A 21,973-nucleotide genomic window follows, 5' to 3' on the forward strand; every position below is an offset into this window, starting at 1 on the left:
GCGTCGCGGCGGCAATGCCGGATTGCCTGCAAGGGTGACCACCATACTCGCGCGAGGCGCTGCTCGGCACGTCGATCGAGCTGCCCTGCGCAGTGGCGCGTCGCATCGCCCGCGCAAAAAAAGCCCGGGATCGCGGGCGGCGAACCGCCTGCGATCCCGGGCGAGATTGACGCTCGGCGCGCGGCGCCGTCGCTCAGAAGAACCCGAGCGGCTTGTCGCTGTAGCTGACGAGCAGGTTCTTCGTCTGCTGGTAGTGATCCAGCATCATCTTGTGGGTTTCGCGGCCGATCCCCGACTGCTTGTAGCCGCCGAACGCCGCATGCGCGGGATAAGCGTGGTAGCAGTTGGTCCACACGCGGCCCGCCTGGATCGCGCGGCCGAAGCGGTACGCGCGGTTGCCGTCGCGGGTCCAGACGCCGGCGCCCAGCCCGTACAGCGTGTCGTTGGCGATCTCGAGCGCTTCCTCCTCGTTCTTGAAGGTCGTCACTGACAGCACCGGGCCGAAGATCTCTTCCTGGAAGATGCGCATCCGGTTGTGGCCGCGGAACACGGTCGGCTTCACGTAATAGCCTTCCGACAGCTCGCCGCCGAGCACGTTGCGCTCGCCGCCCGTCAGGCACTGCGCGCCTTCCTGGCGGCCCAGGTCGATGTACGACAGGATCTTCTCGAGCTGCTCGGCCGACGCCTGCGCGCCGATCATCGTCTGCGAGTCGAGCGGATGCCCCTGCCTGATCGCCTCGACGCGCTTGAGCGCGCGCTCGATGAAGCGGTCGTAGACGCTCTCCTCGACGAGCGCGCGCGACGGACACGTACACACCTCGCCCTGGTTCAGCGCGAACATCGCGAAGCCTTCGAGCGCTTTGTCGAAATAGCTGTCGTCCCGATCCATCACGTCGGCGAAGAAGATGTTCGGGCTCTTGCCGCCGAGTTCGAGCGTGACGGGAATCAGGTTTTCGCTCGCGTACTGCATGATCAGCCGGCCCGTCGAGGTCTCGCCGGTGAACGCGATCTTGGAGATCCGCTTGCTCGACGCGAGCGGTTTGCCGGCTTCGAGGCCGAAGCCGTTGACGATGTTGAGCACGCCGGGCGGCAGCAGGTCCTGCACCAGCTCCGCGAACACGAGGATCGACGCGGGAGTCTGCTCGGCGGGCTTCAGCACCACGCAGTTGCCGGCCGCGAGCGCGGGCGCGAGCTTCCACGAGGCCATCAGGATCGGGAAGTTCCACGGGATGATCTGCCCGACGACGCCGAGCGGCTCGTGGAAGTGGTAGGCGACCAGATCGCCGCCGATGTCGGCGATCGAGCCTTCCTGCGCGCGGATGCAGCCCGCGAAATAGCGGAAGTGGTCGATCGCGAGCGGGATGTCGGCCGCGGTGGTTTCGCGCAGCGGCTTGCCGTTGTCGATCGTTTCCGCGACGGCGAGCCGCGCGAGATTCGCCTCCATCCGGTCGGCGATCTTCAGCAGCACGTTCGCGCGTTCGGCGGCGGGGGTCGCGCCCCAGCCGGCCTTCGCCGCATGCGCGGCATCCAGCGCGCGTTCGATGTCGGCTTCGCGCGAGCGCGGGATCGCGGTGAACGGCTGGCCGGTGACGGGCGAGATGTTGTCGAAGTACTCGCCGCCGGCCGGGGCGACCCATTCGCCGCCGATGAAATTCCCGTACTGCTTGCGGTACGGGAATTCGATGTTTAGGTGCTTCATGTCCGCGTGATTCATCGCGTTGCTCCTCGCATGTCGGTATGGGTGGACGGGCCGCGCGAACGCGCGCGGTTGATCCGGTTTACGCCAGAAGCGTGCCAGCCGGCAGTGCGGCGGTGCGCAGGGCCTGAGCGCCGCGCACCGTCGCTGCACCGCGCGGGTGCGGGGCGGCGGCTGTGCCGTGGATGAACAACGCGGGTGCGCCGGGTGTCCCGTTGCTGAACAGCGCCGCGGCACGATGCCCGCCGCGGCGGGCACGGCGATTCGGCACGGGAATTGCGTCGTTCGCTGTTCGTTCAAGGTCAGCGAGGCCGGTGGAGGCAGCAATGGAGCATGGGCATCTGGGTGGCGAGACGACGGCGGCGGATACCCGGCGCAGCGCGGGCGGCGACGACGAAGCGGCCGGCCGCGCGGTGGTCAGCGTCGCGCACGACGCCGACGAGCAGGCCCGCAACCTGATCGGCTGGCGCCAGACCTACGACCAGCTCGCGGCGGGCCGCTTCGTCGGTACGCTGACCGAGCTGCCGCTCGACACGATGAAGCTGTTCCGCGAGACGACGAGTCACACGCTGCGGCAGGCGTGCGAGGTGCGCGGCGACGCGTACTGGTTCGGCATCCCGCTCGCGCGCGACGGCGCGGCGCGCATCGACGCGCGTCCGATCGCCGCCGACGCGCTGGCGTTCCGGCCGGGCCATGTCGAATTCGAGCTGCTCACGCCCGCGCGCTTTTCGATCTACGGCGTGGTGGTGCGCGGCGAGGTGCTGCGGCGCTATGCGGAGCAGGTCGAGCAGTGCGGCTTCGACGACCGTCTGCCGAGGCAGGCGGTGATGCCGGTCGGCGAGGCGCGGCTCGAGCGGCTGTGCGCGCAGCTTGCGCGGCAGTTCGATCGGGTGGAGGCGGCGTCCGCGCCGCTGTCGGCGGGCGAGCGCAACGATCTGCAGGCGGCGGTGCTGGCGGCGCTGTTCGATGTATGCGCGGCGCCGGGCGACGGAGCCGCCGGCGAGCCGCCGTCGCGGCGGCGCAGGATCGTCGCGCAGGCGCGCGACTACGTGCTCGCGCACCGGTCGCGGCCGGTCGGCGTGCCGGAGCTGTGCGAGCAGCTGCACGTGAGCCGGCGCACGCTGCAGTACTGCTTTCAGGACGTGCTCGGCATGGCGCCTGCAACCTACCTGCGCACGCTGCGCCTGAACGGCGCGCGCCGCGATCTGTGCGGCCGCGATGCCGGTTCGGTGCAGGATGTCGCGGCCGCGTGGGGATTCTGGCATCTGAGCCAGTTCGCGACCGACTACCGGCGCATGTTCGGCAACCGGCCGTCGGAAGCGCTGCGACGCGCGATGGCGTGCTGAATGCGCGGCGGCCGGGCGACGCACGTGCGGCAACGGGGCGGCGGAGCGCTTCCGGCCGGATGCCGGGCCGTGTGCGAGATCCGGCTCGCGCTTACTTCCGCGCGCGCGGCCACACAACCGCGTCCCAGTCCATCCGCCGATACGCCGCTTCGAGTTCGGTGAGTTCGGCCGGCGAGGCGCCCGTGTGCCGGTTGCGCAACGCGGCCGGCACGTCCAGCTCGAGCGTCGCGCAGTGCGGATAATCGCGGACCCGCAGCGCGGGCGCGATGCTCGAAAAGCACGCGAGCGTCGGCACGTCGAACGCATCCGCGAGATGCGCCGCCGACGTATCCGAGCACAGCAGCACGCTCGCATGCTTCACCCAGGCGATGAATTGGGCGGTGTTGCCGGAGTAGGGACTCACATCGACATACGCCGGATGGTAGAACGGCTCGAAGCCGAGTACCGGAAGGCCGTACACGTCGGCCAGCCGGCCGACCAGCGCGGCGCGCTGCGACGCCGGCATGCTGCGCAGCGGCGTACTGGCGTCCGGGCAGAACAGGACATAGCGCCGGCGCCGCCACGCGAACGGCAATGCCGGCAGCGTCAACCGGCCGAGCCAGCGATTGCGTTTCGCTTCGGCCGGAATCGATTCCGGTTCGGCGCCGAGCGCGGACAGGAAAAAATCGATCATCGGCCGCACGGCGAATTCGGGCCAGTAAAGGTGGTTGCCGAGATCGATGCGCGTCTCGCCCGGCGGCAGCGCGGCCACCGGCCAGGGCAGCGACCGGCTCGGCGCGACCGCGTCCGCCGCGAGCCGGTACAGCGCTTCGACGTAGGCCGGCGCATGCGCGGGCCGGTAGAGCACGAAGCGTAGCCGCGGGTAGCGATCGCGCAGTGCGGCGAGCGCGGTCAGCCCGATCACCGAGTCTCCCAGCGCGACGCCCATCCCGTTGATCACGTGCACCGTCGACAGCGACGCATAGTCGAGCCGGAACGGCCGGTGCGCGGCATTGAGAATGTCGGGCCGGTGCGACGCGGCGACATAGCCGGGCGCGGCATTCGCCGCGCGTTCGAGATCGTAGGGCGCGACGAGCCGCCCGTCCGGCGCCAGCAGCGTGCCCGGATGCACGAGCGCCTCGCGAGCCGACAGCGGGGCCGCCGCCGCGCGAGGTCCGCGATCGGCGGTCATCCCCGGCGGGCGCGCTCGGCTTGCTCGCGGATCTGGTCGAGGGTCGCGGCGGGGGTGCTCGCCGCCTGCGGCACCCGGATCTCGATCAGCGCGGGCAGCCGGCTGGCCAGCGCGCGGTCGAGGGCGGGGACGAACTCGGCGGTGCGCTCGACGGTCTCGCCGTGCGCGCCGAACGCGCGCGCATAGGCGGCGAAGTCCGGATTGGTCAGCCCCGTGCCGTGGACGCGCCCCGGATAGTTGCGCTCCTGGTGCATCCGGATCGTGCCGAAATGGCCGTTGTTCACGACGATCACGACGATCGCGAGGCCGTACTGCATCGCGGTCGCCAGCTCGTTGCCGGCCATCATGAAGCAGCCGTCGCCCGCGAGTGCGATGACGGGCCGTTCCGGATACAGCGATTTCGCGGCGAGCGCGGCCGGTACGCCATAGCCCATTGCCCCGCTGGTCGGCGCGAGCTGCGAGCGGAAGTGCCGGTACGCGAAATGGCGGTGCAGCCAGATCGCGTAATTGCCCGCGCCGTTGGTGACGATCGCGTCGTGCGGCAGGCGCTCGCGCAGCAGCTGCATGACCTCGCCGAGCTGCACGCTGCCCGGCATCGGCAGCGGCGCGCGCCAGTCGAGATACGCGCGATGCGCGTCGGCGGCGCTGCCCGCCCATGCGAGGGTGTCGGGCGGCGCGAGCGCGGCGAGCAGCGCCGCGATCTCCGGCATGCCGGACACGATCGGCAGGTCGGCCGCATATACCCGGCCCAGCTCGTCCGCGCCCTGATGGACGTGGATCAGCGTCTGTTTCGTTTTCGGGATGTCGAGCAGCGTGTAGCCGCCGGTGGTCGCTTCGCCCAGACGCGGGCCGAGCGCGAACAGCAGATCCGCTTCCTTGATGCGGCGCGCGAGCGCGGGATTCACGCCGAGGCCGACGTCGCCCGCGTACAGCGGATGCTCGTTGTCGAACGTATCCTGGTAGCGAAACGCGCAACCGACCGGCAACTGCCAGTTTTCGGCGAAGCGGCGCAGATCGGCGCAGGCCTCGGGGGTCCAGCCGCTGCCGCCCGCGATCACGAACGGCCGTTCGGCGCGCGCGAGACGCTCGCGCAACTCCGCCATCTGCGCGCCCGACGGCGCGGCGGCCACCCGCTTCGCGGCGGGCAGCACCGGCTGCGGCTCGCACGGGTCCGACAGCATGTCCTCGGGCAGCGCGAGCACGACGGGGCCGGGGCGGCCGGACGTCGCGACGTGAAACGCGTGGCTGAGGTATTCGGGCAGCCGGCGCGGGTCGTCGATCTGCGCGACCCATTTCGCCATCTGGCCGAACATGCGCCGGTAGTCGATTTCCTGGAAGGCTTCGCGGTCGAGGTGGTCGCGCGCGCACTGGCCGATGAACAGGATCATCGGCGTCGAATCCTGAAACGCGGTATGCACGCCGATCGACGCGTGCGTCGCGCCGGGGCCGCGCGTGACGAACGCGATGCCGGGCTTGCCGGTGAGCTTGCCGAGCGCGTCCGCCATGTTGGCGGCGGCGGCTTCGTGGCGGCAGACGACGGTCTCGATACGGGCGGTGGCGTCGGCCAGCGCGTCGAGAACAGCGAGAAAGCTCTCGCCGGGAACGCAGAACACGCGCTCGACGTGGTTGGCGAGCAAGGCGTCGACGAGCAGGTGCGCACCGGTGGTGGTGCGCCGCTCGAGATCCGGGGAATTCGACATGTGATGCGGGCTCCCTTCTTGGCGGGACGTACAGCTTACGCTGGATTTCCGGCGGAAGGGAACACCGCGACGGCGGGCGCGAATCCGCCCGGACGGCGCGCGTACGGGTGCGATCGCGGATCGATGGCGCGCGTTCGCAACGGTTCGGCGACGGTTCGCGGACGAACGCGTGTCGCCGCCGCCGGCGGCCGCGACGCGGGATATTGACCGATTGGCCGACTGGAATCGCGTGCCCGGCCGCGTCATTCCATCCGGGCGCGATGCAAGGAAAGGAAACGGTAGGCAAAGTCGCCGGATCGCCCCGATACTGCCGACATCGATCCGCACCGCAACGGAGGCTCCGTGCCATCGTCACGCCAGTTCGTTTCCGCCTTTCTGATCCCCGTCGGCGCCGCCGTGATCGCGATGCTGCCCGCGCTGTGGCTACGCACGAGCGGGACGAGCGCCGGGCTCGCGCTCGACGCGGCCTGCTTCGGCGTGGCGATTCTCGCGGCCGGCTTCATGCTGTCGTGGGGCGCGGAGACGGCCGAGCGCTATATCTCGGCGGGCTTCGTGATCGCGCTCGTGGCGCTCGTCACGGTGCTGCCCGAATACGCGGTCGACATCTACTACGCGTTCCGGGCCGGGCAGGATCCGCAGTCCGGCTACGTCGCGTACGCGGCCGCCAACATGACGGGCGCGAACCGGATGCTGATCGGCGTCGCGTGGCCGCTGCTGGTCGGGTTGCATTGCTGGCGCGCCCGGCAGAAAGCGGTCGAACTGCAGCCGGACAACGCGGTCGAGATCGTGTTCCTCGCGCTGGCGAGCGCGTACGCGTTCGTGATCGTGCTGAAGAACAGCATCGGCTTGCTCGATTTCGTGATCCTCACCGCGCTGTTCCTGTTCTATCTGTGGCGCACGTCGCAGGCGTCGGCCGCGGCGGGCGACGGCGGCGACGAGGACGAGGATGCCGAACCGGGGCCAGGCGCGTTCGTCGCGACGCTGGCGCCGGGCCGGCGCTGGGCCGCGATCGGCGCGATGACCGTGCTGTCGGCGGTGGTGATCCTGCTGTCCGCGGAGCCGTTCGCGGAATCGCTCGTCAAGCTGGGCGGGCGGCTCGGCATCGACCAGTTCCTGCTGATCCAGTGGCTCGCGCCGCTCGCGAGCGAGGCGCCCGCCGTCACGATCGCGGTGATCTTCGTGTTCAACAGTCGCGCTCGCGCGGGGCTGTCCGCGATGATCAGCGACAAGATCAATCAATGGACGCTGCTGGTCGGCATGTTGCCGATCGCGATGAGCGTCGGCGCGGGCGCGCTGACCACGCTGCCGCTCGACGCGCGGCAGCACGAGGAGTTCTTCCTGACGGCCGCGCAATCGCTGTTCGGTCTCGCGCTGCTGCTGCGCCTGCGTCTGAGCCTGGCCGGCGCGATCGCGCTGCTCGTGCTGTTCGTCGTGCAACTGGGGCTTGCGATGGCGCTGCAGTCGCAGCCGGCGCGCGAGATTGCGGCGCTCACGTGGATGGCGTGGCTCTACATGGGGCTCGCGGCGGCGGTGTTCGCGGCGAACTGGCAGCGCCTGCTGGCGCTCGTGCGCACGGCGTTCGGGCGTTCCGCCGCCGTGGCGGAGTGACGACTGGGCGGGGCGCGCCGGCCGGCGTGCCCGCGCCTTGGCGCTTCAGTGCTTCAGTGCTTCAGCACTCGACGATGTTCACGGCGAGGCCGCCGCGCGAGGTTTCCTTGTACTTGGTCTTCATGTCCGCGCCGGTCTCGCGCATCGTCTTGATCACGGAATCGAGCGAGACGTAGTGGCTGCCGTCGCCGCGCAGCGCCATCCGCGCGGCGTTGACGGCCTTCACCGACGCCATCGCGTTGCGCTCGATGCATGGAATCTGCACCATCCCGCCGACCGGGTCGCAGGTGAGACCGAGGTTGTGCTCCATGCCGATCTCGGCCGCGTTCTCGACCTGCCGCGGCGTGCCGCCGAGCACGGCCGCGAGCGCGCCCGCCGCCATCGAGCACGCGACGCCCACTTCGCCCTGGCAGCCCACTTCCGCGCCCGAGATCGACGCGTTCAGCTTGTAGAGAACGCCGATCGCGGCGGCCGTCAGCAGGAAGTCGATCACGCCCTGGTCGTTCGCGCCGGGCGTGAAGCGCGTGTAGTAGTGCAGCACGGCGGGGATGATGCCCGCCGCGCCGTTGGTCGGCGCGGTGACGACCCGGCCGCCCGCCGCGTTCTCCTCGTTCACCGCGATCGCATACAGGTTGATCCAGTCGACCATCGACAGCGGATCGCGCAGCGCCTGCTCCGGATTGCCGGTCAGCGTGCGGTACAGCTGCGGCGCGCGCCGCTTGACCTGGAACGGGCCGGGCAGGTTGCCGTCCGCGTCGGGGTTGCCGATCCCGCAGCCGCGCGACACGCACGATTGCATCACGCCCCAGATCTTCAGCAGCCCGGTGCGGGTCTCTTCCTCGGTATGCCACACGCGTTCGTTTTCCCACATCAGCCGGGCGATCGACTTGCCGGTCGCCTCGGTCAGCGCGAGCAGCTCCGCGCCGGTGCGGAACGGGTGCGCCATCTGCTCGGCGGCGCCCAGCACTTTCGTGTTCGGCGCACCCGCCGTCACGACGAAGCCGCCGCCGACCGACAGATAGGTCGTTTCGCGCAGCACCGCGCCGTCCGCGTCGGTCGCGCGCAGCTTCATCGCGTTCGGATGCTCGGGCAGCGCCTGCCGGTAGAACGCGATGTGTTCCTTCAGCACGAACGGGACCGGATGGCTGCCGAGCAGCGCGAGGGTTTTCGACGTGCGCACCGCGTCGAGGCGCGTGGCGATCGTCTCGGGATCGACGGTGTCGGGCGCGTCGCCCATCAGGCCGAGCATCACGCCGCGGTCGGTGCCGTGGCCCTTGCCCGTCGCGCCCAGCGAGCCGTACAGCTCGACTTTCACGCCGGCGGTGGCGGCAAGCAGCGCGTCGCGTTCGAGCCCTTGCACGAACATGAGCGCAGCGCGCATCGGGCCGACCGTATGTGAACTGGACGGACCGATACCGATTTTGAACAGATCGAACACGCTGACTGCCATTTTGTTTCCTGAAAATGCGATGAAGGGGATTAGCGCGCCGGTAGTGGCAGGCATACGGCCAGCCAGGCCGGCGTCGTGGGGGACAGCTGCTGCGCGACGCTCAGGTAGCGGCCGTCGAGTCGCGCGGCCAGATAAAAGAGTTCCGTGGCGTTCTTCGGATCCCATTGGCCCGAATAGCCGGGCAGGCCCGCTTCGCGGCGCTTCGCGTCGAACGGCACCGGCGAGTTGACGAATTCCTCGTGGGTTTTCTCGCCGCGCGCATACGGTTCGAGCCAGTTCAGCGCGGCCGCGAGCGTCGCGCCGTTCGAGGCGCGCTCGCGTAGCCAGTTGCGGTTGAAGCGCCGCGCGGCGAGCGCCGCCGTGACGAGCGGCTGCAGGTCGTAGACCGCGTAGTGGAGCGCATCGCGCTCCTCGAAATCGTAGGTGGTGCCGTCGGGCTTGATGTTGTCGGCGAGATGCTCGGCGAAGAGCCGCTGTGCGGCGTTCATCATCCGCCGGTCGCCGAGCGTGAACGCCGACAGCGCGATCAGCTTGATCCGGTGGCTCTGCCAGTTGTTGCGCCAGGTGCCCGCGAGCGGGCGCTTCTGCGCATCGATCTGCTGCACGTAGCCGTTGCCGAGCTTCGCGATGAAGGCGGCGGTCGCGTTGCGCGTTTTCACGGGCAGCACGCTCGCCGTCATGTCGTATGCGAGGATCAGATTCTCGAAACGGGTTTCGTCGATCGGATTGAAGCTGGGCTGATAGGTCGCCACCCACGCGGACAGGAAGCGGTCGACGAGCGCCAGGTAGCGGCTCTGGTTCGTCACCCGCCACGCCAGCGCGGCGTTGCGCATCAGTTCCATGTCCTTCATCGCTTCGGCGCTCTGGTCATAGAGGCCTTCGTGCGGCAGCGTGCCCTCGGTGTGCACGCGCGGCATGGCCTTCGGCAGGTCGCCGAGGCGCGCTTCGACACTTCTCACGAGCGCCTGCACGCCCGGCTCGGTGGAGGTGGCTTCGTTGCTCTGCAACGCGGGGGCGGCGCAGAAATTCATCGCGGCGCGCGCGTGGCCGGCCGCCGCGAGCGCGACGCAGGCCAGCGCGGCCTGCACGAGCGCCTGGGCGCCAACCCGTCGCGGCATCGCCCATGCGTTGCCCGGATACATCTTACGCACCATGCGGAACTCCTTCTTTGGCTGGATCGCGGTGTGAGATGTTAGCCGGACTTGCGAATGAACGCGAACGCGAAAACCGCACGCAACCCGGGGTTGCGTGCGGGGCATCATCGCGGGGCTCGAGCGGGCTCGGGGACGGAACGGTGCGGAGTTACGCGTATTCCGACATCGGCACGCACGCGCAGAACAGGTTGCGGTCGCCATAGACGTTGTCCGCCCGGCCGACGGGCGGCCAGTATTTGTTCGCGGTCAGCGACGCGACCGGGTAGGCCGCTTCCTCGCGCGAGTACGCATGCGGCCAGTCGTTCGCGGTGACGACGGCGGCCGTGTGCGGGGCGTGACGCAGCGGGTTGTCCTCGCGATCCGAGCGGCCTTCCTCCACCGAGCGGATTTCGTCGCGGATCGCGATCATTGCCGCGATGAAACGGTCGAGTTCCTCCTGGGATTCCGATTCGGTCGGTTCGACCATCAGCGTGCCCGGTACCGGGAAGCTCATCGTCGGCGCGTGAAAGCCGTAGTCCATCAGGCGTTTCGCGACGTCGTCGACGCTGATGCCGCTGGTTTCCTTGAGCGGACGCAGATCGAGAATGCACTCGTGCGCGACCAGTCCGCCCGGGCCCGAATACAGCACCGGGTAGTGCGGGGCGAGGCGCTTCGCGATGTAGTTCGCGTTGAGGATCGCGGTTTCGGTCGCGGCGGTGAGGTTCTTCGCGCCCATCATCGCGATGTACATCCACGAGATCGGCAGGATCGACGCCGAGCCGTACGGCGCGGCCGAGACGGCGCCGATGCCGGCTTCGTCGCGCTGGTAGCCGGTCGAGCGCTGGTTCGGCAGGAATTTCGCGAGATGCGCGCCGACCGCGACCGGGCCGACGCCCGGGCCGCCGCCGCCGTGCGGGATGCAGAAGGTCTTGTGCAGGTTCAGGTGCGACACGTCGCCGCCGAACTGGCCGGGCGCCGTGAGGCCGACCATCGCGTTCATGTTCGCGCCGTCGACATATACCTGGCCGCCGTGCGCGTGGACGATCTCGCAGATCTCGCGGACGTTCTGCTCGAACACGCCGTGGGTCGACGGGTAGGTGATCATGATCGCGGCGAGGTTCGCCGCGTGCTGCTCGGCCTTCGCCTTCAGGTCGGCGATGTCGACGTTGCCCTGCTCGTCGCACGCGACCACCACGACCTGCATGCCGGCCATGTGCGCGGACGCGGGGTTCGTGCCGTGCGCGGAGGCGGGGATCAGGCAGACGTTGCGATGCCCTTCGCCGCGCGACTCGTGGTACGCGTGGATGATCAGCAGGCCCGCGTACTCGCCCTGCGAGCCGGCGTTCGGCTGCAGCGACACCGCCGCGTAACCGGTTGCCGCGACCAGCATCTGTTCCAGCTGGTCGATCATCGTGCGGTAGCCGGCGGTCTGTTCGGCCGGTGCGAACGGGTGGATCTGGCCGAATTCGGGCCACGTGACGGGCAGCATTTCCGACGTCGCGTTGAGCTTCATCGTGCACGAGCCGAGCGGGATCATCGAGCGGTCGAGCGCGAGGTCCTTGTCCGACAGGCTGCGCAGGTAGCGCAGCATTTCCGTTTCCGAGTGATGGCGGTTGAACACCGGGTGCGTCAGGTAAGCGCTTTCGCGCTGCAGGCCGGCGGGCAGTGCGGGCGTGCCGGGCAGGCCCGCGTCGAGTGCGTCGATGTCGGGTGCGCCCGCGCCCGCCGACTGCGCGAACAGCGCGAGCAGGTCGGCGAGATCGCCGCGGGTGGTGGTTTCGTCGATCGAAATGCCGACCCGGTTGGCGCCGACGCGGCGCAGGTTGATGCGGCGGGCCGCGGCGAAATCGTGCAGTTCGGCCGTGCGGGCGCCGGTTTCGACGGTCAGCGTATCGAAGAAGGTGTCGTTGGCGAGCGCATAGCCGAGCTGCTTCACGCCGGACGCGAGCAGCGCCGCGATGCGGTTCACGCGCAGCGCGATCGTCTTGAGGCCGTGCGGGCCGTGATAGACCGCGTACATGCTGGCCATGATCGCGAGCAGCGCCTGCGCGGTGCAGACGTTGGACGTCGCTTTTTCGCGGCGGATGTGCTGTTCGCGCGTTTGCAGCGCGAGGCGCAGCGCGGGCTTGCCTTGCGCGTCGACGGTCACGCCGACGAGCCGGCCCGGCATCTGGCGCTTGAATTCGTCGCGCACCGCGAGGTACGCGGCATGCGGGCCGCCGAAGCCGACCGGCACGCCGAAGCGCTGGGTATTGCCGATCGCGACGTCCGCGCCCCACTCGCCCGGGGGCGTGAGCACGGTGAGCGCGAGCAGGTCGGCGGCGACGACCACGTGGCCGCCTGCCGCGTGGATCGCGTCGGCGAGCGCGCGGTAGTCGCGCACGTCGCCGTTGACGCCCGGATACTGGAGCAGCACGCCGAACGCGTTCGCGCCGGCGGCTTCCGAGGCGGGGCCGGTCTTCACGTCGATGCCGACCGGCGTCGCGCGGGTGCGGATCACTTCGAGCGTTTGCGGCAGCACGTCGTCGGCGACGTAGAACACGTTCGACGTCGGCCGGCCGGTGCGCTGCAGCAGCGTCATCGCCTCGGCGGCGGCGGTGGCCTCGTCGAGCAGCGATGCGTTCGAGATCGCGAGGCCCGTCAGGTCGGCGACCATCTGCTGGAAGTTCAGCAGCGCCTCGAGGCGGCCCTGCGAGATTTCCGGCTGGTACGGCGTGTATGCGGTGTACCACGCCGGATTTTCGAGTACGTTGCGCAGAATCACGGCGGGCGTATGCGCGTTGTAGTAGCCCTGGCCGATGTACGAGCGGAACACCTGGTTCTGGTCCGCGAGCGCGCGCAGCGCGGCGAGCGCTTCCGCCTCGCTCTTCGGCTGCACGAACGGGCCGAGCGGCAGCGTGTCGTCGCGGCGGATCGAGGCCGGGATCACGGCGTCGATCAGCGCGGCGCGCGACGCGAAGCCGAGCGTGTCGAGCATGGCCTGCTGGCTGGCGGCGTCGGGGCCGATGTGGCGTTCGGCGAACGCGTCATGCGTTTCGAGCGCGGCGAGCGAGAGGGGCGTGCGGTTCATCAGACGATCCGGGTGTTCGAGCTTCATGGCAATCCTGCGGGCGCGGGGCGCGGCCCAGACGGCTGGGCCGGCGCGCGCCGCGCGGTTCGTGAGTGAAAGTTAGTCGATCAGCTTCGTGTAGGCGGCTGCGTCGATCAGCGCGGAGGTCGAGGCGCCGGCCGCGAGCTTGATCTTGAAGAGCCAGGCGTCATAGGCGTCGCTGTTCACTTCCTCGGGGGTATCGACCACGTCCGAGTTGATGGCGATCACCTCGCCCGTCACGGGCGAATAGATGTCCGACGCCGCCTTCACCGATTCGACGACGCCGATCGCGTCGCCCGCCTTCACCTGCGTGCCGACTGCCGGGAGTTCGAGGAAGACGATGTCGCCGAGCGTGGTTTGGGCGTGATCGGTGATGCCGATCGTCAGCGTGCCGTCCGCCTCGGTGCGGATCCATTCATGTTCGTCGGTGTATTTCAGATTAGCCGGGACGTTGCTCATCGGGTGCTCCTGGTTTTGAATTCGTTAAGTTAGGGTCGGGCGCCGCGGACGGCCGTCAGACGGCCAGCACCTTGCCGTTGCGCACGAACGGCAGTTTTACCACGCGCGCGGGAAGCTGTTTGTCCCGGATCCGGACGTGCACCGTGTCGCCGATCGCGACGCCCGTCGGCACGCGCGCGAACGCGATCGACTCCTGCATCGACGGCGAGAACGTGCCGCTCGTGATTTCGCCGTCGCCGTGCGGCGTGACGACCTTCTGATGCGCGCGGAGCACGCCGCCCGCCTTGCCGTTTTCCTTCTGCAGGATCAGCCCGACGAACGCGGCGCGCGTGCCGTTCGCCTCGAGCGCGTCGCGGCCGACGAACGCGCGCGGCGCGCTCAGATCGACGGTCCACGCGAGGCCCGCGTCGAGGGGCGACACCGTGTCGTCCATATCCTGCCCGTACAGGTTCATGCCGGCTTCGAGGCGCAGCGTGTCGCGCGCGCCGAGGCCGCAGGGGCGTACGCCGTTGCGCTGCAGCGCGTTCCACAGCGCTTCCACCTGATCCGCGGGGACGATGATCTCGAAACCGTCTTCGCCGGTGTAGCCGGTTCGCGCAACGGTGAGGTCGCCGAACGGCGTGCCCGCGACTTGCGCGGCATTGAACGGCTTGAGTTCGCTGGTGGCGGCGCGTGCGGCGGGCACCGTGTCCCACGCCTTCGCGCGGGCGTTCGGACCTTGCACCGCGACGATCGCGAGATCGGTGCGCGGCGTGATCGCGAGGCCGTGGCCGCCTTCGGCGTTGAGCTGCGCGAACCACGCGAGATCCTTGTCGGCCGTGCCGGCGTTGACGACGACGCGGAAGAAATCCTCGGTGAAGTAGTAGACGATCAGGTCGTCGATCACGCCGCCCTGCGGGTTCAGCAGGCACGAATAGAGCGCCTTGCCGGGGGTCTGCAGCTTCGCGATGTTATTCGCGATCGCGTGCTCGAAGAAGGCGCGCACGCGGCTGCCGGTGAAGTCGACGATGCGCATGTGCGACACGTCGAACATGCCGGCGTCGGTGCGCACGGCCTGATGTTCTTCGATCTGCGAGCCGTAGTTGACAGGCATGTCCCAGCCGCCGAAGTCGACCATGCGGGCATTGAGCGCGCAATGCGCGGCGTGGAGCGGGGTGTGTTTGAGTGCGGTCATCGAGGCCTCGGGCAGTGCGCCGGCGCGTGCGGCGCGGGCGCTGGAACAAAACGGCGATGCGGTGAAGCGCCGGGGCGAGATGCCCCCTTGCGATTCGTTGCATGCCCCTCTGTCCTCGATACCTGAGAGATTGCGCCGCGGCGATGAGCCGGCGGGCGCGCGCCCCTTCGGTGGGCAGCTTGCGGGACGTTCAGGTCCGGCTACTGCCGCTCTCCAGAGTGCGAAAAACAGCGCCTGAGCCTATTGCGGACAAGCGGGTTTTTCGACGCGGTCGGTCCTTTTGCCTGAGAGTTTGCGGGTATGCCCCTTCGGCGGCGCGACCGGCCGGAAACCGGCGATCACGCGCTCTCCCGACGCGTGCGGGCGAATGTACGCGAGCGCGTGAGGGTTGTCAATTTGAGCAAATAAATGTCGTGTGGCGACAAGCGGCGGCGCTTTGCGCCGCCGCTTGTCCGGGCCGGAAGACGCCGCCCGGCGCGGTGCGCCGCTTACTCGCCGATCGCGCGCGCGGCGGTGTCGAGTTCCTGGTTCAGCACGCGCTGTTCGTCGCCGGACAGGCCGCCGCCGTGCTGCGCGGACATGTCGCTGGCTTCCTGGCGGATCACGTCGAGGCGGCGGTGCAGCGCGCTGCCCTGCGGCGGCGGATAGTAGCCGGCATTCACGCGGGCATCGATGCGATGGCTCAGGTTGTCGATGCGGCCCTGGATCTGCTGCAGGCGCTCATTGGCGACCACCTGCGGATTCGGGCGCGGAGGCGGCGGGGCCGGACGGGGCGGCGGGGCGACCACGCACGCCGCGAGCGAGGAAGCCAGGACGCAGCACGCCGCCGCGCGAATCAACCGTTGCATTGCATTCTCCTATTGTCGGTATGTCGGTGCCGGATGGGCTGTACGAAGAACGCGCCAGAGCGGATTCGAGATGACCGGTGCGCCGCAATTGTTTGTAACGGAGTATTGAAGCTGACAAATCGTCAGCCTGCGGCGCGCGGCGCTTTCGAATCGCTTGTGAACGAGGCGGATCAGACCGCCGCGCGGACGAACGGCACGCGGCGGCCTTCGCGCTCGCTTTGCTCCGCGAGTTCGATGATCGTCATCACGTCGACGGCGTCCTGCGCGGCGACCGGGAACGGCGCGCCGTCGTGGATCGACGCGGCCAGCGCGCGGTAGAACTCCGCGTACTGGCCGTCGAGCGTCGGCACCGGGCGTTCGGTCTCGATTTCACCGTCGAGACCGCGCAGCACGCCCGGCGGATTGCCGCCGCCGAATTCGACGTCGCCGGGCGTGAGGCCCGCCTTGAGCTGGTCTTCCTGGGTGTCGAGGCCGTGCTTCTGATAGCCGCCGCCGGTGCCGAGCACCGTGAAGCGGGCCGGCTCGATCGCGGCGAGCGCGCTTGCGTGCAGCACCACGTCCTTGTCGGGGTAGCCGAGCTGGAGGTGGACGAAATCGGGGGCGCCGCCGTCGTCGCGGCGGGTCTTCACCGTGGCATTCACCGTATCGGGCGCGCCGAACAGCGCGAGCGCCTGATCGATCAGGTGCGGGCCGAGGTCGAACAGCAGGCCGCCGCCGCGCTGCGCGTCCTCGCGCCAGCGGTTGCGCACGTGCGGGCGGAAGCGGTCGAAGTGCGATTCGAAATAGGTGATTCGGCCGAGTTCGCCGCTGTCGACGAGCGCGCGCACGGTCAGGAAATCGCCGTCCCAGCGGCGGTTGTGGAACGGCGCGAACACGCGGCCGCGCTCGGCGGCGAGGCGGGCGAGGGTGCGCGCGTCGTCGGCGCTCAGGGTGACGGGCTTGTCGACCACCACGTGCCGGCCTGCGTCGAGCACGCGTTGCGCCAGCTCGAAATGGGTGTCGTTGGGCGTCGCGATCACGATGCATTCGACGTCGGGCAGCGCAAGCAGCGCTTCGAGGTCGGGCACCACGGCGGCGTCGGGATAGGCCGCCCGCGCGCGTTCCGGCTGGCCGGTGGCGATCGCGGCGACTTGCGCGCGGCCGCATTGCGCGATCACGGGCGCGTGGAAGGTCGCGCCGGCGAAACCGAAACCCATCAAACCAATCTTGAGCAATGACGACATGAGCAATCCAATCCTGTCAGCGGGGGATACGGAGGGACGGCCGCGGCCGGACAGCCGGCGGCGAACGGCTATTGTGGCACGGACGGATGCGCGGCGAAGGGCGCATCTGAGGCGTTGGCCGCCCGGACAAGGCAGGGCGGGACGTGCGACCGGGCGCGCGCGCGTCTCTCGCGCGTCCCTTAACGCGGCGTTCGCGCGTGGCTCGCGTCGGCCCGCCGCCGGATCGCCGCCGCGATCTGCTCCGCCCACATCGCGCATGCCCGTTCCCCCGGATGAAAACCGTCCGACGCCATCGCGTGAGGTTCCAGCGGGAACCCGAACGGCAGGAATTCGCACGCCGGATGCTGCCCGGCCCACTCGGCGAGCACGGCGTTGAGCCGCTTCGCCCGCATCCCGAGATACCAGCGCAGCGGCTGCGGCAGCGCGGGGAAGCGGTGCATCGGCGGCACCGCGGACAGGATCACGTGCGAAGCGCCGAAGCGCGTCGTCAGCAGTCGCACGAGCGCCGCCTGCCGATGCAGCCAGCGTGCGGGCGGGACGCCGTCGGTCACGTCGTTGACGCCGAGCGACGTGACGACCGTGTCGACACGGCGCGCCGGTTCGGCGGCCAGCCAGTCGAGCAGATCCTGGGTGGTGGCGCCGGTGCGCGCGAGCAGGGTCCAGGTCACGCGGCGGGACGACGACAGCGCGCCCACCAGTTGACCGGTGAGTGCGTGCCGCTGGGTCGGCACACCGACGCCCGCGGCCGCGGAGTCGCCGAGCACCAGGAGACGCAGCGGCGGACCGTCGCCGTCGACGCCGTCGCGGGGGCCGTCGGCTTCCGCCAGACGCGGCGTGACCCGCCGGACGTGACGCCCCTGAACCAGCAGCAGCGGGCCGAGTGCGGCGGTAGCGAATTGATATCCCATGCATCCTCTTCGATGAAATCCGTGCGGGCCGGCGCGGCACCGCGCATTCGGGCGCGGCGGCGCTCGCGTCGCCGGAGCCGCCGCCCGCCGGACCTCGCCTGATCGCGTGACGCCGGCGGCTTCCCCGTTTCACATTCCTGCAAGAATCGTCCGTCGCCGCCGTGTTAACATGCGCCCTCCCGCGAGTGCCCGCACATCGGCGTGCGCTCCCGCTCGCGGCACCTCTTCGGCTTCGCCGCCGTCCACCGTACCACCATCCGCAACCATGTCCGCAGGTCTGAATCCCGCTCAAAACGAAGCGGTGCGCTATCTCGACGGTCCCTGCCTCGTGCTCGCCGGCGCGGGCAGCGGCAAGACGCGCGTCATCACGCAGAAGATCGCGCACCTGATCGAGGCCAAGGGCTTCGAGCCGCGCCATATCGCCGCCGTCACGTTCACCAACAAGGCCGCCGCCGAAATGCGCGAACGCGTGTCGAAGCTGCTGGAAGGCAAGACGCTGACGACGCCCGGCAAGGAAGGGCGCAAGGTGCCCGTCAACCAGCTGACAGTGTGCACGTTTCACTCGCTCGGCGTGCAGATCCTGCGGCAGGAGGCGGAACACGTCGGTCTGAAGCCGCAGTTCTCGATCATGGATTCCGACGACTGCTTCGGGATGATCCAGGAACAGATCGGCACCACCGACAAGGGCCTGATCCGCAAGATCCAAAGCATCATTTCGCTATGGAAGAACGGCCTCATCATGCCCGACGAGGCGGCGACGATCGCGGCCAACGAGGACGAGCATCAGGCGGCGCTCGTCTACCGCAACTACGTCGCGACGCTGCACGCCTATCAGGCGGTGGATTTCGACGACCTGATCCGGCTGCCCGCCGAACTGTTCGCGAGCAACGAGCAGGTGCGCGACCGCTGGCAGAACAAGCTGCGCTATCTGCTGATCGACGAGTACCAGGACACCAACGCGTGCCAGTACGAGCTGCTGAAGCAGCTCGCCGGGCCGCGCGCGGCGTTTACCGCGGTGGGCGACGACGACCAGGCGATCTACGGCTGGCGCGGCGCGACGCTCGAGAACCTCGCGCAGCTCGGCAAGGATTTTCCGAGGCTGCACGTGATCAAGCTCGAACAGAATTACCGTTCGACGGTGCGGATCCTGACCGCCGCCAACAACGTGATCGCGAACAATCCGAAGCTGTTCGAGAAGAAGCTGTGGTCCGAACACGGGATGGGCGACTCGATCACCGTGACGCCGTGCAACGACGAGGAGCACGAAGCCGAATCCGTGGTGTTCCGGCTGTCCGCCCACAAGTTCGAGCGGCGCACGCAGTTCCGCGATTACGCGATCCTGTATCGCGGCAATTTCCAGGCGCGGATCTTCGAGCAGGTGCTGCGGCGCGAACGGATTCCGTACGTGCTGTCGGGCGGCCAGTCGTTCTTCGACAAGGCCGAGATCAAGGATCTGTGCGCGTACCTGCGGCTGATCGCGAACGCCGACGACGATCCCGCGTTCATCCGCGCGGTCACCACGCCGCGCCGCGGCATCGGCAACACGACGCTCGAGGCGCTCGGCTCGTTTGCCGGGCAGGCGAAGGTGTCGCTGTTCGAGGCGGTGTACATGGGCGGCATCGAGGCGCGCCTGTCCGCGCGGCAGGTCGAGCCGCTCAGGATGTTCTGCGATTTCATCCAGCGCCTCACCGATCGGGCCGACAAGGAGCCCGCCACCACCGTGCTCGACGACATGATGGAGGCGATCCACTACGAGGCTTATCTGTACGACGCGTTCGACGAGCGGCAGGCGCAGTCGAAATGGCAGAACGTGCTGGAGTTCCTCGAATGGCTGAAGCGCAAGGGGACGAAGCCCGAGCCCGATCAGGCGGTGGATGGCGAGGCGACCGGCTTCGACAATGCCGACGGCCTCGCCGATACCGGCAAGAACCTGCTGGGCCTGATCCAGACCGTCGCGCTGATGTCGATGCTCGAAGGCAAGGAGGAGGACCCGGACGCAGTGCGGCTGTCGACCGTGCATGCGTCGAAGGGGCTCGAGTATCCGCACGTGTTTCTGGTCGGCGTCGAGGAGGGCATCATGCCGCATCGCGGCGGCAGCGACGACGGTCCGATCGACGACGAGCGCATCGAGGAGGAACGCCGGCTGATGTACGTGGCGATCACGCGCGCGCAGCGCAGCCTGCATCTGAATTGGTGCAAGAAGCGCAAGCGGGCGCGCGAGACCGTGGTGTGCGACGTGTCGCGGTTCGTCAGCGAGATGGGGCTCGACGAAGCGCCGCCGCCGACGCCCGAGGAGGCGCCGATGTCGCCGAAGGACCGGCTCGCGAGCTTGAAGGCGCTGCTGCAGAAGTGAGCGCCGGCTAGCGGCCGGCGGCCGGTGCCGCCAATGAGAAACCCCGCGTCTGCGTCGCGCAGCGCGGGGTTTCTGTTTTCCGGCGGGGGATCGGAGCGGCTTACTTCGCCGCCTTCACCATGTAGTCGACGGCGGCCTTCACGTCGGCGTCCGAGGCGGTCGAACCGCCCTTCGGCGGCATTGCGCCCTTGCCGTGCAGCGCGTAGTTGTAGACCGTGTCCATCGAATCCTTGAGGCGAGGCGCCCAGTCGTCCTTGTTGCCGAACTTCGGAGCGTTCAGCACGCCGGTGGCGTGGCAGGCCTGGCAGGTCGAGTCGTACAGCGCCTTGCCGGCCGATGCATCCGCGCTGGTCGCGACGGGGGCTGCGCCGGGCTTGGGCAGGGCTGCGATCGCGGCCATCGCGGCGGCGGCCTGGACATTGGCGGCCGCGGCGGCGTCCGGGACGCCGGAGGCGGGCGCCGCGCCGGCGGCACCCGATGCGGCGGCCGGTGCGGCGCTGGCGGCGGATTCGACCGGGTCGGCGAACTTGGCGCCGTCGTTGTTTGCCATGTAGACCACGGCGCGGGCGATTTCGAAGTCGCTGTAGTCGTCGGGACTCGTGCCGCCGCGCGGCGGCATTGCGCCCTTGCCGGTGAGTGCGACGTGGAGCAGCGTGTCGTAGCCTTGCGAGATGCGCGGTGCCCAGTCGGCGGCATTGCCGAACTTCGGCGCACCGGCAGCGCCGGTGCCGTGGCAGGTCACGCAGACCGCCTTGTAGACTTCCTCGCCGGTTTTATTCACGCGCGGCGCATTGGCATCCTTCACGTCGACCTGCGCGAGCGGTGCGATGCGCTGGGCGACGGCTTCGTCGGTGAGGCCATCGGTGCCTGCGCCGATCCGGAACGCGTGGTTCGCGTAATTGGCGAGCAGGATGATGATCACGATCGGGATCGCGAATGAGGCGATGACAACTGCGATGAGTTGTCCGGGCGTTTTGATAGGGGCTTCGTGGGGTGCTTCGCTCATGCTTGCCTCGTCTCCGTGATTAGGAATTTTGAGCGGTACGGCAATGGCAGAATGGCTGTTCAGTGAAGCACGGACGATTATAGACGGAACGTTTACATGACGGGGAACGATCGAATGGCGCGTGTTTACCCGCACGGAGGCAGGCTGGGCGGGGACTAGCGGCGAGCGGTGGACGGTCTGGGTGAAACACGGTATTCTCTCGTTCTTGCCAGCGCTGGGTCATTTTATTAGGGCCGCAGCACTGCGCCGCAAGCGCCCGTAGCTCAATGGATAGAGTACTGCCCTCCGAAGGCAGGGGTTGCTGGTTCGATCCCAGCCGGGCGCGCCAACTGCTTGTTTTTCTTGGGCTTTCTCAGCCGCATCTGCCGGTTTCGAGGTCAAGCTCACTACGGCGGTGGCGCCGAGCACCACGGTTGCCGCTACACCCGCCGCACGCAAATTTCCCAAAGCACGTTGCCAAACTGACGCACGTTCGCTGTTGATCTGGCTTTCGATCTCCGCCAGCGTCTCGAACGCCGGCAGGCCGGCCATTTCGGCCAGCAGCATGATTTCGGTCGCGTCGGGCTTATACCGTCCCGACCGCCAATGCGACAGCTTGGTGTAGTGGTAGCCCAGCTTCTCCGCGACCGCGGCGTTTGAGCCCTGTTTCCGCTTCGCGGCATCCAACAGTTCAGCGATATCCATACTTTTTCCTTGACGCATGTGGCGTTTTCTCCATATCATTTGATCGTGGAGAAAACGCCACTTTCGTGGAGTTAACGAAGTCTATCAGCCCGTGGGGAAAGGTAAACCCCGTACTAACGGGGC

At 68.7% G+C, this 21,973-nt stretch carries 15 protein-coding genes, 1 tRNA gene and 2 riboswitches; of the genes, 4 read left to right on the plus strand and 12 right to left on the minus strand.

Annotated elements, in window-relative coordinates; translation table 11 throughout:
* Positions 1 to 193 precede the first annotated feature (193 nt).
* Positions 194 to 1,714 carry an aldehyde dehydrogenase gene (gene adh / locus RZR99_RS08710; protein ID WP_323119345.1) on the minus strand — a complete coding sequence of 507 codons (1,521 nt, stop codon included), beginning with the start codon at positions 1,712 to 1,714 and terminating at the stop codon, positions 194 to 196.
* A 308-nt stretch (positions 1,715 to 2,022) separates the two neighbouring features.
* Here adh and RZR99_RS08715 point away from each other — a divergent pair, with 308 nt between their 5' ends.
* Entirely contained in the window at positions 2,023 to 3,042 is a 1,020-nt protein-coding gene (locus tag RZR99_RS08715) for a helix-turn-helix domain-containing protein (RefSeq protein ID WP_323119346.1), read from the plus strand.
* A gap of 91 nt (positions 3,043 to 3,133) precedes the next feature.
* Here RZR99_RS08715 and RZR99_RS08720 read toward each other — a convergent pair whose 3' ends face one another.
* Together RZR99_RS08720 and RZR99_RS08725 are read right to left on the minus strand one after the other, a co-directional pair.
* Complete coding sequence (locus tag RZR99_RS08720) at positions 3,134 to 4,213, minus strand: glycosyltransferase family protein (protein ID WP_323119347.1); 1,080 nt, start codon at positions 4,211 to 4,213, stop codon at positions 3,134 to 3,136.
* A complete protein-coding gene (locus RZR99_RS08725) occupies positions 4,210 to 5,913 on the minus strand; it encodes a thiamine pyrophosphate-binding protein (protein ID WP_323119348.1) in 1,704 nt (567 codons plus the stop codon). Before RZR99_RS08725 ends, RZR99_RS08720 begins: the two co-directional genes overlap by 4 nt.
* A 342-nt stretch (positions 5,914 to 6,255) precedes the next feature.
* Between RZR99_RS08725 and RZR99_RS08730 the strand changes: the two genes are divergently transcribed.
* Positions 6,256 to 7,521: a sodium:proton exchanger gene (locus RZR99_RS08730; protein WP_323119349.1), complete on the plus strand. Its 1,266-nt coding sequence runs from the start codon at positions 6,256 to 6,258 to the stop codon at positions 7,519 to 7,521.
* 61 nt (positions 7,522 to 7,582) lie between these two features.
* Here the strand turns inward: RZR99_RS08730 and RZR99_RS08735 are convergent, their stop codons facing one another.
* The 8 genes from RZR99_RS08735 to RZR99_RS08770 form a co-directional block, all read right to left on the minus strand.
* Entirely contained in the window at positions 7,583 to 8,971 is a 1,389-nt protein-coding gene (locus RZR99_RS08735; RefSeq protein WP_323119350.1) for an L-serine ammonia-lyase, read from the minus strand.
* A 29-nt stretch (positions 8,972 to 9,000) separates the two neighbouring features.
* Positions 9,001 to 10,125, minus strand: a complete 1,125-nt coding sequence (locus tag RZR99_RS08740) for an alginate lyase family protein (protein WP_323119351.1) — start codon at positions 10,123 to 10,125, stop codon at positions 9,001 to 9,003.
* Positions 10,126 to 10,273: 148 nt separating this feature from the next.
* Positions 10,274 to 13,201, minus strand: coding sequence for an aminomethyl-transferring glycine dehydrogenase (gene gcvP / locus RZR99_RS08745; RefSeq protein ID WP_323119352.1), 2,928 nt, complete (start codon positions 13,199 to 13,201; stop codon positions 10,274 to 10,276).
* Positions 13,202 to 13,273: 72 nt separating this feature from the next.
* Positions 13,274 to 13,654, minus strand: a complete 381-nt coding sequence (gene gcvH, locus RZR99_RS08750; protein ID WP_323119353.1) for a glycine cleavage system protein GcvH — start codon at positions 13,652 to 13,654, stop codon at positions 13,274 to 13,276.
* 55 nt (positions 13,655 to 13,709) lie between these two features.
* Positions 13,710 to 14,828, minus strand: a complete 1,119-nt coding sequence (gene gcvT / locus RZR99_RS08755) for a glycine cleavage system aminomethyltransferase GcvT (protein ID WP_323119354.1) — start codon at positions 14,826 to 14,828, stop codon at positions 13,710 to 13,712.
* A 99-nt stretch (positions 14,829 to 14,927) separates the two neighbouring features.
* Positions 14,928 to 15,055: riboswitch (glycine riboswitch) on the minus strand.
* Between the two features lie 35 nt (positions 15,056 to 15,090).
* A riboswitch (glycine riboswitch) is annotated at positions 15,091 to 15,191 on the minus strand.
* 125 nt (positions 15,192 to 15,316) lie between these two features.
* A complete protein-coding gene (locus RZR99_RS08760; RefSeq protein ID WP_323119355.1) occupies positions 15,317 to 15,676 on the minus strand; it encodes a hypothetical protein in 360 nt (119 codons plus the stop codon).
* Positions 15,677 to 15,846: 170 nt separating this feature from the next.
* Positions 15,847 to 16,899: an oxidoreductase gene (locus RZR99_RS08765; RefSeq protein ID WP_323119356.1), complete on the minus strand. Its 1,053-nt coding sequence runs from the start codon at positions 16,897 to 16,899 to the stop codon at positions 15,847 to 15,849.
* 179 nt (positions 16,900 to 17,078) lie between these two features.
* Positions 17,079 to 17,807, minus strand: coding sequence for an SGNH/GDSL hydrolase family protein (locus tag RZR99_RS08770; protein WP_323119357.1), 729 nt, complete (start codon positions 17,805 to 17,807; stop codon positions 17,079 to 17,081).
* Between the two features lie 265 nt (positions 17,808 to 18,072).
* Between RZR99_RS08770 and RZR99_RS08775 the strand changes: the two genes are divergently transcribed.
* Positions 18,073 to 20,160, plus strand: a complete 2,088-nt coding sequence (locus tag RZR99_RS08775; protein ID WP_323119358.1) for a UvrD-helicase domain-containing protein — start codon at positions 18,073 to 18,075, stop codon at positions 20,158 to 20,160.
* A 100-nt stretch (positions 20,161 to 20,260) separates the two neighbouring features.
* Here the strand turns inward: RZR99_RS08775 and RZR99_RS08780 are convergent, their stop codons facing one another.
* Entirely contained in the window at positions 20,261 to 21,166 is a 906-nt protein-coding gene (locus RZR99_RS08780; RefSeq protein ID WP_323119359.1) for a c-type cytochrome, read from the minus strand.
* Positions 21,167 to 21,418: 252 nt separating this feature from the next.
* Between RZR99_RS08780 and RZR99_RS08785 the strand changes: the two genes are divergently transcribed.
* Positions 21,419 to 21,494, plus strand: a tRNA-Arg gene (locus RZR99_RS08785).
* The last annotated feature ends 479 nt before the right edge of the window (positions 21,495 to 21,973 follow it).

It is taken from the genome of Burkholderia alba, assembly GCF_034721475.1.
In the GTDB taxonomy this organism is placed as follows: domain Bacteria; phylum Pseudomonadota; class Gammaproteobacteria; order Burkholderiales; family Burkholderiaceae; genus Burkholderia; species Burkholderia alba.